1 pseudogene is annotated in these 502 nt (G+C 65.5%); it reads left to right on the plus strand.

Annotated elements, in window-relative coordinates:
* Window positions 1–29 precede the first annotated feature (29 nt).
* Window positions 30–502 (plus strand): annotated as a pseudogene (locus CSC62_RS17735) (porphobilinogen synthase); the annotation flags it as partial.

Consider the following 502-nt stretch of genomic DNA (forward strand, 5'->3'; position numbering starts at 1 on the left):
CTACCTAGGTCCCGCGCGGGGACGCGTCCAAGCAGGCGGTGTCGCAGGCGCAGGCGGGCGTGTGCTGCATTTCGCCGTCGGACAGGATGGAGGGCCGAATCGGTGCTATCCGCCGCGCGCTCGATGCCGACGATCATCTCAACGTGCGCATCATGGCGTATTCGGCCAAGTACGCCTCGGCGTTCTACGGCCCGTTCCGCGATGCGGTGGGCAGCGCCGGCAATCTGGGCAAGGCCGACAAGACCACCTACCAGATGGACCCGGCCAACGGCGACGAAGCCTTGCGCGAGATCGCCCTGGATCTGGAAGAAGGCGCGGACATGGTGATGGTCAAGCCAGGCATGCCGAATCTGGATGTGGTGCGCCGGGTGAAGTAGGAATTCCGGGTGCCGACCTTTGCGTACCAGGTCAGCGGCGAGTACGCGATGCTCAAGGCGGCAGCGGCCAATGGCTGGCTGGACGAGCGCAAGTGCGTGCTCGAGGCGTTGATGGCCTTCAAGCG

This window comes from Pseudoxanthomonas jiangsuensis, assembly GCF_010093185.1.
GTDB lineage: Bacteria > Pseudomonadota > Gammaproteobacteria > Xanthomonadales > Xanthomonadaceae > Pseudoxanthomonas > Pseudoxanthomonas jiangsuensis.